General features: G+C 44.5%; 15 protein-coding genes. 7 read left to right on the top strand and 8 right to left on the bottom strand.

The genetic code is table 11. The features are described 5' to 3' along the window. Positions 1 to 46: 46 nt before the first annotated feature. On the bottom strand, positions 47 to 280 hold the full coding sequence (locus ACQ5BJ_RS02635; RefSeq protein ID WP_268620240.1) for a hypothetical protein: 234 nt from the start codon (positions 278 to 280) through the stop codon (positions 47 to 49). Between the two features lie 269 nt (positions 281 to 549). On the opposite strand from ACQ5BJ_RS02635, the gene ACQ5BJ_RS02630 reads away from it, so the two are divergent. The 3 genes from ACQ5BJ_RS02630 (at position 550) to ACQ5BJ_RS02620 (ending at position 3,487) form a co-directional block, all read left to right on the top strand. Then, entirely contained in the window at positions 550 to 1,206 is a 657-nt protein-coding gene (locus ACQ5BJ_RS02630) for a class I SAM-dependent methyltransferase (RefSeq protein ID WP_289355532.1), read from the top strand. Between the two features lie 143 nt (positions 1,207 to 1,349). Beyond that, positions 1,350 to 1,658 (top strand): hypothetical protein, encoded by a 309-nt coding sequence (locus tag ACQ5BJ_RS02625; RefSeq protein ID WP_268593691.1) that lies wholly within the window; start codon positions 1,350 to 1,352, stop codon positions 1,656 to 1,658. Between the two features lie 584 nt (positions 1,659 to 2,242). Continuing rightward, positions 2,243 to 3,487 (top strand): glycoside hydrolase family 19 protein, encoded by a 1,245-nt coding sequence (locus ACQ5BJ_RS02620; protein ID WP_430108298.1) that lies wholly within the window; start codon positions 2,243 to 2,245, stop codon positions 3,485 to 3,487. 130 nt (positions 3,488 to 3,617) lie between these two features. On the opposite strand, the gene ACQ5BJ_RS02615 is transcribed toward ACQ5BJ_RS02620, so the two are convergent. Beyond that, on the bottom strand, positions 3,618 to 5,174 hold the full coding sequence (locus ACQ5BJ_RS02615) for an ABC-F family ATP-binding cassette domain-containing protein (protein WP_005550852.1): 1,557 nt from the start codon (positions 5,172 to 5,174) through the stop codon (positions 3,618 to 3,620). Between the two features lie 260 nt (positions 5,175 to 5,434). Between ACQ5BJ_RS02615 and ACQ5BJ_RS02610 the strand changes: the two genes are divergently transcribed. The 3 genes from ACQ5BJ_RS02610 to ACQ5BJ_RS02600 all read left to right on the top strand — a co-directional run bounded on the left by ACQ5BJ_RS02610 (position 5,435) and on the right by ACQ5BJ_RS02600 (position 6,747). Then, complete coding sequence (locus ACQ5BJ_RS02610; RefSeq protein WP_040736833.1) at positions 5,435 to 6,016, top strand: TetR family transcriptional regulator; 582 nt, start codon at positions 5,435 to 5,437, stop codon at positions 6,014 to 6,016. Positions 6,017 to 6,082: 66 nt separating this feature from the next. Continuing rightward, positions 6,083 to 6,430: a DMT family transporter gene (locus ACQ5BJ_RS02605; protein ID WP_005550856.1), complete on the top strand. Its 348-nt coding sequence runs from the start codon at positions 6,083 to 6,085 to the stop codon at positions 6,428 to 6,430. A 2-nt stretch (positions 6,431 to 6,432) separates the two neighbouring features. Next, a complete protein-coding gene (locus ACQ5BJ_RS02600; RefSeq protein WP_005550857.1) occupies positions 6,433 to 6,747 on the top strand; it encodes a DMT family transporter in 315 nt (104 codons plus the stop codon). An 82-nt stretch (positions 6,748 to 6,829) separates the two neighbouring features. Here ACQ5BJ_RS02600 and ACQ5BJ_RS02595 read toward each other — a convergent pair whose 3' ends face one another. The 3 genes from ACQ5BJ_RS02595 to ACQ5BJ_RS02585 form a co-directional block, all read right to left on the bottom strand. Beyond that, the gene (locus ACQ5BJ_RS02595; protein WP_430108294.1) at positions 6,830 to 8,284 is read right to left on the bottom strand and encodes an Msr family ABC-F type ribosomal protection protein; all 1,455 of its coding nucleotides are present in this window, start codon (positions 8,282 to 8,284) and stop codon (positions 6,830 to 6,832) included. A gap of 226 nt (positions 8,285 to 8,510) precedes the next feature. After that, on the bottom strand, positions 8,511 to 9,164 hold the full coding sequence (locus ACQ5BJ_RS02590; RefSeq protein WP_005550861.1) for a GAP family protein: 654 nt from the start codon (positions 9,162 to 9,164) through the stop codon (positions 8,511 to 8,513). A gap of 36 nt (positions 9,165 to 9,200) precedes the next feature. Continuing rightward, a complete protein-coding gene (locus tag ACQ5BJ_RS02585; protein ID WP_005550863.1) occupies positions 9,201 to 9,344 on the bottom strand; it encodes a hypothetical protein in 144 nt (47 codons plus the stop codon). A gap of 247 nt (positions 9,345 to 9,591) precedes the next feature. On the opposite strand from ACQ5BJ_RS02585, the gene ACQ5BJ_RS02580 reads away from it, so the two are divergent. Then, positions 9,592 to 10,344, top strand: coding sequence for a MerR family transcriptional regulator (locus tag ACQ5BJ_RS02580; protein WP_040736834.1), 753 nt, complete (start codon positions 9,592 to 9,594; stop codon positions 10,342 to 10,344). A 72-nt stretch (positions 10,345 to 10,416) separates the two neighbouring features. Here the strand turns inward: ACQ5BJ_RS02580 and ACQ5BJ_RS02575 are convergent, their stop codons facing one another. The 3 genes from ACQ5BJ_RS02575 to ACQ5BJ_RS02565 all read right to left on the bottom strand — a co-directional run bounded on the left by ACQ5BJ_RS02575 (position 10,417) and on the right by ACQ5BJ_RS02565 (position 12,563). Then, on the bottom strand, positions 10,417 to 11,340 hold the full coding sequence (locus tag ACQ5BJ_RS02575; RefSeq protein ID WP_430108291.1) for an aminoglycoside phosphotransferase family protein: 924 nt from the start codon (positions 11,338 to 11,340) through the stop codon (positions 10,417 to 10,419). 102 nt (positions 11,341 to 11,442) lie between these two features. Further along, entirely contained in the window at positions 11,443 to 12,258 is an 816-nt protein-coding gene (gene yidC, locus ACQ5BJ_RS02570) for a membrane protein insertase YidC (RefSeq protein ID WP_430108289.1), read from the bottom strand. Then, a complete protein-coding gene (locus ACQ5BJ_RS02565) occupies positions 12,213 to 12,563 on the bottom strand; it encodes a hypothetical protein (protein ID WP_430108287.1) in 351 nt (116 codons plus the stop codon). The genes yidC and ACQ5BJ_RS02565 overlap by 46 nt, the downstream gene beginning before the upstream one ends. Between the last annotated feature and the right edge of the window lie 34 nt (positions 12,564 to 12,597).

Below are 12,597 nucleotides of genomic sequence, written 5' to 3'. Positions count from 1 at the left end.
ACATGGTCTTTGCAAATTTTCAGGATAAATTCAGGAAAACTTGTAATTAGCTGCACTCCCATACACCGGCAATCCCGCCAGGAATCTCGGGTACATAAATCTGTAAGACGGGAACCATTGGCCCGTCTTGATCAGTCGGCCAACCTAACTCTGGATGGATGTAAAAATGACCGCCAAACCAGCTCCGTCTGCTGTCTTCAGGAAGGAATCCTCCAATTTGGGCGGTCGCAGGTTTCTTCCCAAAACTAATCAGCGTATTGAAAACATCCATTTTCGTCATGAACCTCCCCTATATATGGTCATTCGTTATTTTGTATCATTGTAGCAACCTGTTAAGGAGGGTGGCTTTAGTGGAAATGTTTCGTTTGTATTATACCTTGCCGGGTCATGTATATGAACTTTTCACTGGAAGGAAATACAATCGATCAGACATAATTACCTTAATATGTTAATATAGTACGGAGAATAAGAATGATATATGATGAATCCCACATTACACATTTTACATACTTCTGCATCCGAACTTAGGAGTAAAGGGGCTGTGCATTCATGAAAAATAAAGGGTATATTCCGGCTATGAAGTTCCATTGGTTAACCCCTGTATATGATCCGGTGTTAAAATGGGCTATGAAAGAGAACAAGTTCAAGACCCATTTGGTTCAGCAAGGGAATATAAAGCCAGGTCAACGTATTCTCGATTTGGCTTGTGGAACGGGTACATTAACGCTAATGTTGAAGCAAGCGCAGAGGGAAGCTGAAATTGTAGGGCTTGATGCTGACCCAGAGATATTGGCGATTGCCAAGAATAAGGCAGTACAGAATAAGGTGGACATTGATTTTCAGCAAGGAATGTCCACGGATCTCCCTTTTCCAGATGCTCATTTGGATCAAGTTTTTTCAAGTCTCTTTTTCCACCATTTAACCCTCGAAATGAAGCGCCTAACGGTAGAAGAACTGCATCGTACCTTGCGTCCTGGCGGGACGATTAATATCATTGATTTTGATAAACCGCAAAATAGTTTGATGCGTCTTGCCTTTTACCCGATTCAATGGCTGGATGGCTTCATAACGACCCGGGATCACGTCCACGGTATTCTTCCTGAATTGTACCAGGAAAGTGGATTTGAGAATGTGCAGCAAACCGGTCAGTTTGCGACTATCTTCGGTACGATGCGCTCCTATCGTGCACAGAAGCCGTCGGTATAATGGCATCCTTATTTCATACAACATGAATGAAAATTGTTCTAATCTGCTCTATTGAAAAAGATATATTCTTTCTATCACATTCCCATGTAAAAACGACTCTGACGCAAATTGCGAAAGAGTCGTTTGTTCGTTCTGTATTAAATATGAAAAAGAAGCATATTATTTTAGTTTTAGCTTTTTTGGTCGTTGCGCACGGATTCGGCACATATGCGGCGCTTGACCGTTATTTGAGCAGCAATGCTGAGGTCGAGATTGTAATGGAAATGCCAAATGCGTCAGTGAATGCAGATGGAACGGACTCCGCTGCGAAGCCGGCAGGAAAGACGTTCTCGACTAATGAGCCGAACGGAAAATGGAATGTCGATCTGATGAATATGGCGGTCATGTCCGGTGAAGGAGTCGTCGACATGGCTTCGCTTGATTCCGGAAATACCAGCGAGATGGCCATGTGAAGGAGCGCGAAGCTTTGTCGGCGGTTGACACATATCCGCAAGCAACATTCTCGACTAAATCTTCTACACCGTTACCGCCAGACCTTACCGATAAACTTCGAATCAGAGGCTATGTACAAGGATGGCCAATAACTTCTATCCGGTAAGACAAAAGTGACTTTTTTCCGACTTCAGCATGACTAGTCTTTATTCTATCTTTTTAGATACTAAGAATGAATTAGCTGTATAGTTGGAACTATCTTGCAAAAAGCTTAGAGCTGATGGAGAAACATATTTTAATAGAAACGGCAATCCCGCAGTATCTTACACTTGCTGATTGTCGTTTTCTAATATGTATGGCGATATTTTGTTTAAGGAAAACAGAAAAATCCGTATTGATCCTTATTGAAATTATGTTATTATTTACCATGTAGATATTCCTGTTCTTTATGTAATTGATTTTACGCAAGACATATTACACTAAGAATGGGAGCTTTTTAAATTCCAGGTTGAGATCAAAAACCTGAGATTATCTCAAGTGAGGAGTGATAAAGGCTAATTGTTTGATTCTATTTCTTCTTATTTTCTATATAAGGAGGCTTTCTATGAAAAAGATGATCGATAAGAAAGTATTCATGCTGGCAATTGTGATCGTAACGATTCTTGCATTTCCTTTTACTGCTTTTGCTGCTCTAATTGCCCCATCGTTAGCGGTTAGTGCATCGAATGCAGCTTGTACCTTAAGCTGGAATGCGATTAATGGAGCAACAGGTTATGATATTTATCGCAATGGCAATTGGTATAAATGGACAAATACGTTGTCCTACGCTGATACGGGATTGACCAACGGATCAACCTATACGTATGCAGTTGCTGCGCAAAATGATAAAACTAGTCCTGTAGAGACATCTCCGCAAAGCACCAGCAAAGCTTGCACGCCGACTGCCTCAGGCGGCAGCACATTGCCCGCCCCTACTTTATCGCTTCGTGCATCGAATGGAACCTGCAGCTTAAGCTGGAATGCTATCAATGGCGCTACAGGCTATGACGTCTATCGCAATGGCGATTGGTATAAATGGACCAGCGCTTTGTCCTTTTCCGATACGGGATTGACGAACGGAACAACCTATACGTATACCGTTGCCGCACAGAATGACACGACAACTCCTGTTACTACTTCGCCGCAAAGCTCCAGTAAAACTTGCAAACCTGTTTCTGACGGTACCGGTGGCGGCTTTGTCGTTACCGAGGCTCAATTCAATCAAATGTTTCCTAACCGCAATCCATTCTATACTTATTCCGGTTTTGTATCCGCTCTGTCCTCCTACCCTGCCTTTGCCAATACAGGAAGCGACACGATTAAAAAACAAGAAGCTGCTGCTTTTCTAGGAAATGTAGCCCAAGAAACAGGACATTTAAAATACATCGTCGAGTTGGATACGGCAAATTATCCGTTTTATTGCGATAACAAAAATGTTCAGTATCCATGTGCTCCTGGTAAGCAGTACTATGGAAGAGGCCCGCTCCAAATAAGCTGGAACTACAACTATGGTGCCGCTGGCGCTGCATTGGGACTTCCGCTACTGACCAATCCAGACTTGGTCGCGCAGGATTCTTCAGTAGCATGGAAAACGGCCTTGTGGTTCTGGAACACACAGAACGGAGCAGGAACGATGACTCCACATAATGCAATTGTCAACGGCGCAGGCTTCGGGGAGACTATCCGTTCCATTAATGGGACACAGGAATGTAACGGCTCAAATCCAGCCGCAGTAGAGAACCGAGTCAATTTCTTCACGAATTTCGCTAAACTGCTCGGTATCTCAACGGGAAGCAAACTCAGATGCTAGTTTTAGCATTGGTGTATATGGCACTCGTATGACTACCAAAGGACTATCAAAGCAGTGTTTCATGTGAATTCATACAATAAAAAAACCGACTCTGTCATATAGCGTCAGAGTCGGTTTTTTACATTATCAGTTAAAATACTTTCGTTGTCCAGGACTCACAGTTCCATGTTTCTGTCACGATATCACGATAGAATTCAGGTTCGTGAGAAATTAGCAGGACGCTGCCCTTGTATGCCTTAAGAGCACGCTTCAGCTCTTCCTTTGCATCGACGTCCAAATGGTTCGTAGGCTCGTCAAGTACAAGCAAGTTCGTCTCTACGTTAATGAGCTTGCACAGGCGAACCTTCGCCTTTTCCCCACCACTAAGCACAGCAATTTTACTCTCAATATGCTTCGTTGTCAGACCGCACTTAGCGAGTGCTGCACGTACTTCGAATTGCGTAAAGGAAGGGAACTCTTTCCAGATTTCTTCGATACATGTATTGTAGTTTGTATCTTTTACTTCCTGCTCGAAGTATCCGATGTCCAGGTTATCGCCCTTCTCTACGGAGCCCGAGATTGCAGGAATTTCGCCCAAGATACTGCGAAGCAATGTCGTCTTCCCGATACCGTTCGCGCCGACGAAGGCGATCTTCTGGCCGCGCTCCATACGGAGGTTCAATGGACGGGACAATGGCTCATTGTAACCAATAACCAAGTCCTTCGTCTCGAATACAAGCTTGCTGGAAGCACGGGAATCCTTGAAGTTGAACTGCGGCTTCGGCTTCTCCTTTGCCAGTTCGATCACTTCCATCTTGTCGAGCTTCTTCTGACGGGACATCGCCATGTTGCGTGTCGCGACACTGGCTTTGTTGCGTGCAACGAAGTCTTTCAAGTCAGCGATCTCCTGCTGCTGGCGCTTATAGGCAGATTCCAGCTGCTGCTTCTTCATTTCATAGACTTCCTGGAACTTGTCGTAGTCGCCCACGTAGCGGTTAAGCTCCTGGTTCTCCATATGGTAGATCAGGTTAATAACGCTGTTCAGGAACGGAATATCATGTGAGATGAGAATGAACGCATTCTCATACGCTTGCAGATAACGCTTGAGCCATTCGATATGCTGCTCATCCAAATAGTTCGTAGGCTCGTCCAAGAGCAGGATATCTGGCTTCTCAAGCAAGAGCTTCGCGAGCAGCACCTTCGTACGCTGACCGCCGCTCAAGTCGTGTACGTCTTTATCTAAGCCGATATCAACCAAGCCAAGTCCGCGGGCCGTCTCTTCGACCTTCGCATCGATCAAGTAGAAGTCTTGATTCGTGAGCGTATCTTGAATCGTACCGACTTCCTCTAGAAGCTTCTCCAGTTCTTCTGGAGTTACGTCTCCCATTTTTCCATACATATCGTTCATTTCTTGTTCCATATCAAATAAATATTGGAACGCGCTTCTCAATACATCGCGAATCGTTAATCCCTTGCTAAGTACGGCATGCTGATCAAGATAGCCGACGCGTACGCGCTTGGACCATTCAACTTTGCCTTCATCCGGTTGCAGCTTGCCGGTAATAATATTCATAAAAGTGGACTTGCCTTCTCCATTGGCGCCAATAAGTCCAATGTGCTCGCCCTTGAGCAGGCGGAAGGATACGTCCTTGAAGATCGCACGGTCTCCAAAGCCGTGGCTGAGTCGTTCTACGTTTAATATGCTCATTCATGACACCTTTTCTTTTATTCTTTGTACTCGATATATTATAAACGTTATCGAGCTTAAAAGTAAGCGTAAATTCACTTAGCCGCATTATGAACGAAAATCATTCACTTTCCGAATCGTTGTGCCGAGTTCGTATGTACATTATGACTCCCTTCTTCAAAAAAGTATAAATGAATCATCATCTTTGACAAATGATCGCCTTTCGAATAAAATGAATGATAGTCAGTCATTTGTGATCGAGTTAGAAGGAGGTCATACTCATCGAAGACAAAAAGGAACGTATTGTTCGTGCGGCTATAGAAGTATTGTGCAGCAAAGGCATTGAAAAGACGAAGGTATCTGATATCGTGAAGGGAGCCGGTATTGCACAGGGCACATTTTATCTTTACTTCCCTTCTAAGCTGGCTGTCATGCCATCCATTGCAGAAGTCATGGTGCAGAAGATTATTGAGGCGCTGCAAAGCTCGGTTGATCAGGACGCCCCCGTTCATGAACAGGTTAAATCATTTATTGCAACCGTATTCCAGCTTCATCATGATGGCCGAGAGCAATTAGCGCTGTTGTATGCAGGATTGGCTTCCAGTGAGCATTTAAAGGAATGGGAATCCATTTATAAGCCTTACTATGATTGGGTTTCTGCACTATTGGAAAAGGCTCAAGCCAATGGCACAATTCGGAAATCGCTAAATACAGCTAGAACGGCACGGATTGTAATTGGAGCTATTGAATCCGCAGCTGAGCAAGTATATCTGTTCGATCAAGCAGATGAATCAGAAATACAAGCGCAAGCGGAAGAAGTATACGCCTTCGTCACTCACGCACTTGGGATTCAGGGCCTGTAGTTCAAGGGCCTAACTTTTTGTCTATAAAATGACTGAATGTCATTCATATTAGGAGGGGCGTAAAACATGAATCGTTCTTGGATGTATGTCATACTCACTTGCCTGTTCGAGCTGCTGTGGGTTTTCGGTTTTAATGTGGCTTCATCGTGGTGGCATTGGGCTATCATTCTCGGAATTATCACAGTAGATTTTCATTTCTTGGCAAAGGCTTGCGAGAAGCTTCCTACCGGTACCGTTTATGCGATCTTCGCAGGAGCTGGAACAGTCGGTACTGCACTGATGGATGTATTGTTCTTTGGCGGGAGTCTTAGCGCAGGCAAAATTGTATTTATGATCGTACTGATTGCAGGCGTAATTGGGCTTAAATTGGCGGATCAAGCTGGCTCGGATAAACAACAGAAAGGAGTTGCGTAACGATGGGTTGGCTGTTTGTATTCTTGGCAGCAATGTGCGAGATGGTCGGGGTAGTCGGACTAAAGAAGTACTCCCAGCATAGAACGCTGCAAAATGGAGTATTCTTCTTAGGAGGATTCGGTGCTTCATTCGCCCTCCTCTATACTTCATTCCTGTATCTTCAGGTTAGTATCAGCTATGCAGTATGGGTCGGGATCGGCACAGCAGGAGCCGTGCTTATCAACATGATTTTCTTCGGTGAAAGCAAAAGCCCTGCACGGATCGTGAGCCTCATCGCCATTATCATTGGGGTTACGGGTTTAAAAGCATTGTCCTGATGAGCTTCTGAGGACACAACTGAACAAAAAACAATAAGCCGCCAAGTCGAACTTAGCGGCTTATTTAGATGCTTCACTACGTTTACATCAAATGCAACTTGTGATCCGAGAGATGGAAGTGAACTTCAGCTGCATGCTCCACGAACTTCTTGTCGTGCGTAACGAAGATGATCGTCCCCTCATATCCGGAAATGAACCGTTCCAGTGCTTCAACAGCATAGATATCTAAAAAGTTGGTCGGTTCATCCAACAATAGAATGTTATACTCGCCTAGGAATAGCAGGCATAGCTGGAGACGAATCGATTCCCCACCGCTCAAGGATCGAACACTCTTCTGAATGTCAGTCCCGATGAACTGCATAGCATGCAGCACACCTCGCAAAAATCCTTCCTCATAGTCGGAGCCATTTTTGACGAGTTGCAGCACGGTCTCATTGCTTGTAAATTGATAACTCATTTGACGGAACCATCCCATTTTCGCTTTTGGAGAAATGGTTAAGCCTGCCCCCGCATTTGCAATATGCTCCAATAAGGAGCTTTTTCCGCTGCCGTTTGCTCCAGTAATTGCTATTTTCTTTCCCAACGGAAACTGGAAGTTTACATCTTTTAGCAAAATAGTATCGCCTATCTGGAGTGTTAGTCTGTCTGCCATAATGGGATATTTATTGTGCAATTCCAATGCTTTCGCTTGGCGGAACACGATTTGTCGGTCTTCCTGCACGGCTTCTACTTTTTGTAGCTTTTCCATGCGATGTTCAATTGCGCGCGCGGCACGATGGACTGCTTTTTGGCTGGTGCCTTTCGATTTTGTTTCGAACATGCGGTTTGCCAGTGTCTTCGACTCTTTCCTTGACATGCTGCCTGCCTGCGCAATCTTTTCGGCCTTTTTCATTTTCTCTTGTGCAGCTTTTTCTAGGCGGTTCTTCTCCTTGATGAACTGCTCATGAGCTTGCATCTGCTGTTCGCGCTCCAACCGCTTCTGTTCGATGTAACCGCTGTAGTTCCCTGCGTACACACGTACCTTGCCTTCATGAACTTCCCAAATCGTAGTAACAAGCTCATCCAGTACGACACGGTCATGACTGATCAGGACAAGCGCTCCGCAGTAATAGCGCAGCTCATCGAGCAGGAATGCAATGCCTTCTTGATCCAAATGGGTTGTCGGCTCATCGATGAGCAACGCTTCGTAATAATGAGTCAGCAAGTGCGCCAGCTTCAGCCTTGTCTGCTCCCCGCCGCTTAACCCCTCAGTACAATTCGGAACCGCCAATCTGCCTAGTAACGCTGGATCTGCTTCAGCATCTGCTGGCGCCTCCATTTGCTCAAACAAGCCAAACTCGACATGCCGTTTCACGTTTCCGCTCATGGGTTGAACAATACCTGCAAGCAGCTTGAGAAGCGTGCTCTTTCCTGCCCCGTTCTTGCCAACGATGCCAATACGGTCAAACTGATGTACAGCTAACCGGTCTATCCTGAATACCTCTTTATCTAAATACGTCACTTCGACGTTTGCGAGTTCAAAACAAATGTGTTCCATCTTATATGCTACCTCCGAAATATATTCATTTCGTATCGATAGCCATAGGAATAGGATCGATACGAGCTTCTATCTGGTTAAGAAGAAGCCCGTATTAATAGAACAATAAAAACTGCACGTATCTTCCCTCCTACTTTGTTTCAAGCCTATCGAGCCAAATGGACTCCATTTAAAGCTACCGCATAATGGTAGCTCCGTCAACAACATTACGTTTCAAAGCTAATCACTATAAATTATCAATGCTGTTAAGTACCAAAATAAGTCCTGCAATACACATGACCCACGAAAGAGCCGAACCCGTGCTTGCAATCTTATCTCGAATTCTCTCCAATGGCTTCTGCATCCAACGACCGAATAAGAGATGCAGTACAAGCAGTACAAGCGGAGGAACAATCATGACGAAATTATAAGCTGCCAGGACTGGAATCCATTGATTCGCTGGCAGATGAGCTGCGGTCATAAGGCCAATCGCAGCAAAATAAGGAAGTGCAGTCGCTACTTCAATTAATGATGTTGTAAAACCTAGTCCGATCATGGAATGGATGCTTTTGGATTTCGGCCGGTATGGTTCGGTCGTCTTCTTCTCAGGAATTTTAAAACTGCCGATAAACAATCCTGCCCCTATAATCGTCATCAGCCAGTTGATTGTCCGGTTCTGAAATATGCCGGATACGGCTTCAAAGGCAGCATCAATGCCCAACATCAGCGATACGCCGACTGCAAAATAAAATCCTGCTACTGTAATCAAGTAAGAGAAAATAAGCGGGATAAGTCCTTCCTTGACTGTAATAAGCAAATAAATCGTAACCCCCAGCGTGGCGGGACTGAGAGTGTCTAACAGTGACAACGCTCCAACGGAAAGAAGCAATTCTATCGTCATAATCCCCCTCCTTGTTCAAACGGTTAAGCGCGAGAACTAGTCCTCTTTTTTGAAAATTGTTTTGAATAGATACCCTGCCCCTACCCCAATTCCCACACCTGGTAATGCATTTCCGAGCAATAGACCAATTCCCGCTCCGATGATCGTGCAAGCGTAAATAATAAGATCGCCTTTCTTCACTTTACTCCTTCCTTTCGCTATCTGTTTTTGGTAATTACGTGTCCTCCCTTCCTATCGGCTTTCATTCTACAAGATGACGTTGCGTCATTTTCAAGCCTAATCTATGAAAAAAATTATGGTTTTTCGTCTTTAAAAACCGTTTTTTAAAGAAAATTCAGTTACCGATGAAAAAAGCGGTTGAACGTTACGTTGCGTCATCTTGTATAATGGAGGTTCATGAATATTCCAAAGAAGGTGTTGCGCTACGATTCCGATTCAAGAGGTTACCAAGCAAACTGGCATAACCGTCCGCACGCTGCGCTATTACGATCAAATCGGGCTGCTGAACCCTTCAGCCAAAACGGCTGGCGGGCATCGAATCTACTCTGAGGATGATTTAATGAAATTGAAGCATATCCAATTTTTGAAGCAGATGGGCTTTCGTTTACAGGAGATCGATGAATTATTAGCGATGCAGGATCGGGATTGGTTCGCCAGCCTAAACAACCAACTGACGTATATATTAGAAGAACAAGAGAAACTAAAGCAAATGGAGCAGTATCTCCGTGAATTAATGCACAGCATGGTCTTCGAAGGCAAGGCGAAAGGTGACGCCGTGCAGAAGTTGATTCAATTGTCTGGCCACAGTAAGGAAACAAGGAAGAAATACCGGGAGCTTATGTTCAAGGAACACGAGCAGAAGCTTTTATCGCGCTTGCCGAACGTTTCCAGCGATGATCCAGATTCATTGGAGTGGATCGCACTTATTGCACAGTTGAAGCAGAATATGGATGCTGGGCCGGATGATCCCCAAACCCAGCGTATCTTGAGGCGCATGTTGGAAAAAGCCGATGATTCATTCTCAGGCGAACCTGAATTTCTTGATAAAATGTGGTCAGTCCGGAAATGCCCGGAACAATCTGCTCAAATCGGACTGTATCCACTGGAACCGGAGCTGTTAGAATTTGTCGAGCAGGCCTATGAAATTTATCTCTCTAGGCATCGAATACGATCAGAATAGATTGAGAGTTTTTGAGTATGGAGTGAAATAGAGCAGCCTTCCTGTGATAGGATGGCTGCTATTATCATGATTCTATTTTTTCATGATTGCTTCAGCAAAAGAAACGGTCTTCAGAAGATGCGCATATTCCTCTGGAGTCGCGCCGCTTTCTACACACCAACACATTCCCATTGCCGTTTCTACATACAGACATTTCCTTATGACATCATTCGGAATCGAAAGCTTCTTGGTGAGAATACCTATAATTTCGTCTATTTTCTCATATAAGTCCTCCGTAATGCTTTCATCAAACTCATTTAATATAAATCGAGGAATATCGAATACAGGATCGCCGATTACACCCTTTGGGTCGATGATCAGGTATTCCCCATTGCTGCCGAGCAGCATATTATCATGATGAAGATCACCGTGCAGCAGCAGATTTTGCGAATAGTTCGAGGAAATGGACAAGCAAATCTTTCTTGCACATTGCATGTGTCTTGTTAATTCAGGGCAATCGTGACGCTGACTCATGTAATCTGTTATCCGCTCAACCCAACCGACATAGGTTGGGAATTTTTCTGCCTCAACAGCCGCAATATGTAAATTCGAATATAGGGAACAAAATATATCTAATCTTCGCTTTAACGAATCCTCGTCCCGCAAGGTAGTACCCGGCTGCAAACGTTCTAATAGGATAACGCCGTTATCGATATCTGCTCGATACACCTTACAGAATCGTTGCCCATCATATTGACGCAGCGTCGAAACTTCCGTCCAAATCGTTTCTGAAGGCTGTCCTATTTTTAGTACCGTATGGCCATCCTGTTCCGAATAGCAAGTGAACACTATGTTTGCAGAGAAGGATGGAATCAGCTGCAATGAGGACAACGACCACTTCTCGGCATAATCATCAATATGACACAGCATCTGTTCATAAAACGTGTTGCCAAATCGCTTTATAATCGTATCGATTTGCTCCTGTGTAAATATGCTAGATAGGCACTCCACATCCATTCCCTCCAATGTCTAAATATCTTCTTATCCATTTTCAAGTATATAAAAAGCTGCCCCACTAGTTCATTCAGGACAGCTTTGTTTGCTTTGTTGTTACGCTTATTAGTTGTTACTAACCGTTGCGGCAGGTTCTACCTTCGTACGATACAACTTCTTCGCTAGCAGTGTCTGCAGAATAATGAACACGCCGCCTACACACCAATACATCGGTATGACTGCGGGAGTAGTCAGGGAAAACACGGTCATCATGATTGGAGACACGTACCCCATAAACGCAAACTGCTTGCTCTGCATCGGATCCATGCCGATTTGTGTAACTTTATATTGAAAGAAGTAGATGATCCCGACGAGCAGCGGGAGCACAATGTCCGGTCGTCCGAGCTGGAACCATAAGAACGAGTGTGCAGCTACTTCCGGTGTGAACTTAATGGCATAATACAATCCTGATAAGATAGGCAGCTGGATAAGCAGCGGCAAGCAGCCGATTGCCAACGGATTCACCTGATGCTTCTGATACAATTGCATCATTTCTTGCTGCATCTTTGCTTTTGATTCTGCATCCTTCTTATCCTTATATGTGTCTTGAAGAAGCTTCAACTCAGGCTGCAATACGTCCATCTTCTGTTTCATCTTCTGTTGATTGCGATACTGTCTCATCATGAGCGGCATCAGCGATAATCGTACGAGCAGCGTGAGCAAAATCAATGCGAGCCCGTAGCTTCCACTGAAAAATGCCGCGAAATGTTGGATCAGATACACAAACGGATACACGATGTAATGGTTAAAAAAGCCTGGCGTATTAGCATCAACCGCCGCATTAGAACCGCTTACCCCGCATCCGCTTAACAACACGAGGATCACCAGTGCCCCGATTAGAATATATTTTCGTTTGTAGGTGAATACATTGAACTGCTCCATAATAATCCTCCTTGATTGGATAACGTTCTGATTCCAATCAAGGAATGGCAGTCACCTGAATCTCCATCCGGCGCTTCTTTTCGCTTCACACTTCTGGTTAACCAGTGATGAATTTCTGTCCGACCGACGATCCGCTCCTGAGGAAGAACAATTGCGACTCGGCCCCTGTATGCAGGCACTAAGAAGTGATCGACCGCGACATACAGATGTGCAGCGTAAGCATACGTAAGTGAACATATAAGACCGATCGAGATCAAATACGGAATCAAATCAGAAGACATCAGATCCTGGAATTCAAACAGCAATGTATTCACCTCCCCTTTTATGCAGATGAGAACA

Origin of the sequence: Paenibacillus sp. B1-35 (assembly GCF_050474385.1) — a bacterium.
GTDB classification, from domain to species: domain Bacteria; phylum Bacillota; class Bacilli; order Paenibacillales; family Paenibacillaceae; genus Paenibacillus_B; species Paenibacillus_B alvei.
Note: the sequence above shows the minus strand (reverse complement) of the source record. Positions and strands in the feature narration are given on the sequence as shown.

What these genes read in the sequence shown, in the direction of transcription:
- ACQ5BJ_RS02635 (WP_268620240.1), bottom strand. Translation starts at nt 280, where the DNA reads ATGACGAAAATGGATGTTTTCAATACGCTGATTAGTTTTGGGAAGAAA.
- ACQ5BJ_RS02630 (WP_289355532.1), top strand. Translation starts at nt 550, where the DNA reads ATGAAAAATAAAGGGTATATTCCGGCTATGAAGTTCCATTGGTTAACC.
- ACQ5BJ_RS02625 (WP_268593691.1), top strand. Translation starts at nt 1,350, where the DNA reads ATGAAAAAGAAGCATATTATTTTAGTTTTAGCTTTTTTGGTCGTTGCG.
- ACQ5BJ_RS02620 (WP_430108298.1), top strand. Translation starts at nt 2,243, where the DNA reads ATGAAAAAGATGATCGATAAGAAAGTATTCATGCTGGCAATTGTGATC.
- ACQ5BJ_RS02615 (WP_005550852.1), bottom strand. Translation starts at nt 5,174, where the DNA reads ATGAGCATATTAAACGTAGAACGACTCAGCCACGGCTTTGGAGACCGT.
- ACQ5BJ_RS02605 (WP_005550856.1), top strand. Translation starts at nt 6,083, where the DNA reads ATGAATCGTTCTTGGATGTATGTCATACTCACTTGCCTGTTCGAGCTG.
- ACQ5BJ_RS02600 (WP_005550857.1), top strand. Translation starts at nt 6,433, where the DNA reads ATGGGTTGGCTGTTTGTATTCTTGGCAGCAATGTGCGAGATGGTCGGG.
- ACQ5BJ_RS02595 (WP_430108294.1), bottom strand. Translation starts at nt 8,284, where the DNA reads ATGGAACACATTTGTTTTGAACTCGCAAACGTCGAAGTGACGTATTTA.
- ACQ5BJ_RS02590 (WP_005550861.1), bottom strand. Translation starts at nt 9,164, where the DNA reads ATGACGATAGAATTGCTTCTTTCCGTTGGAGCGTTGTCACTGTTAGAC.
- ACQ5BJ_RS02575 (WP_430108291.1), bottom strand. Translation starts at nt 11,340, where the DNA reads ATGGATGTGGAGTGCCTATCTAGCATATTTACACAGGAGCAAATCGAT.
- yidC (WP_430108289.1), bottom strand. Translation starts at nt 12,258, where the DNA reads ATGGAGCAGTTCAATGTATTCACCTACAAACGAAAATATATTCTAATC.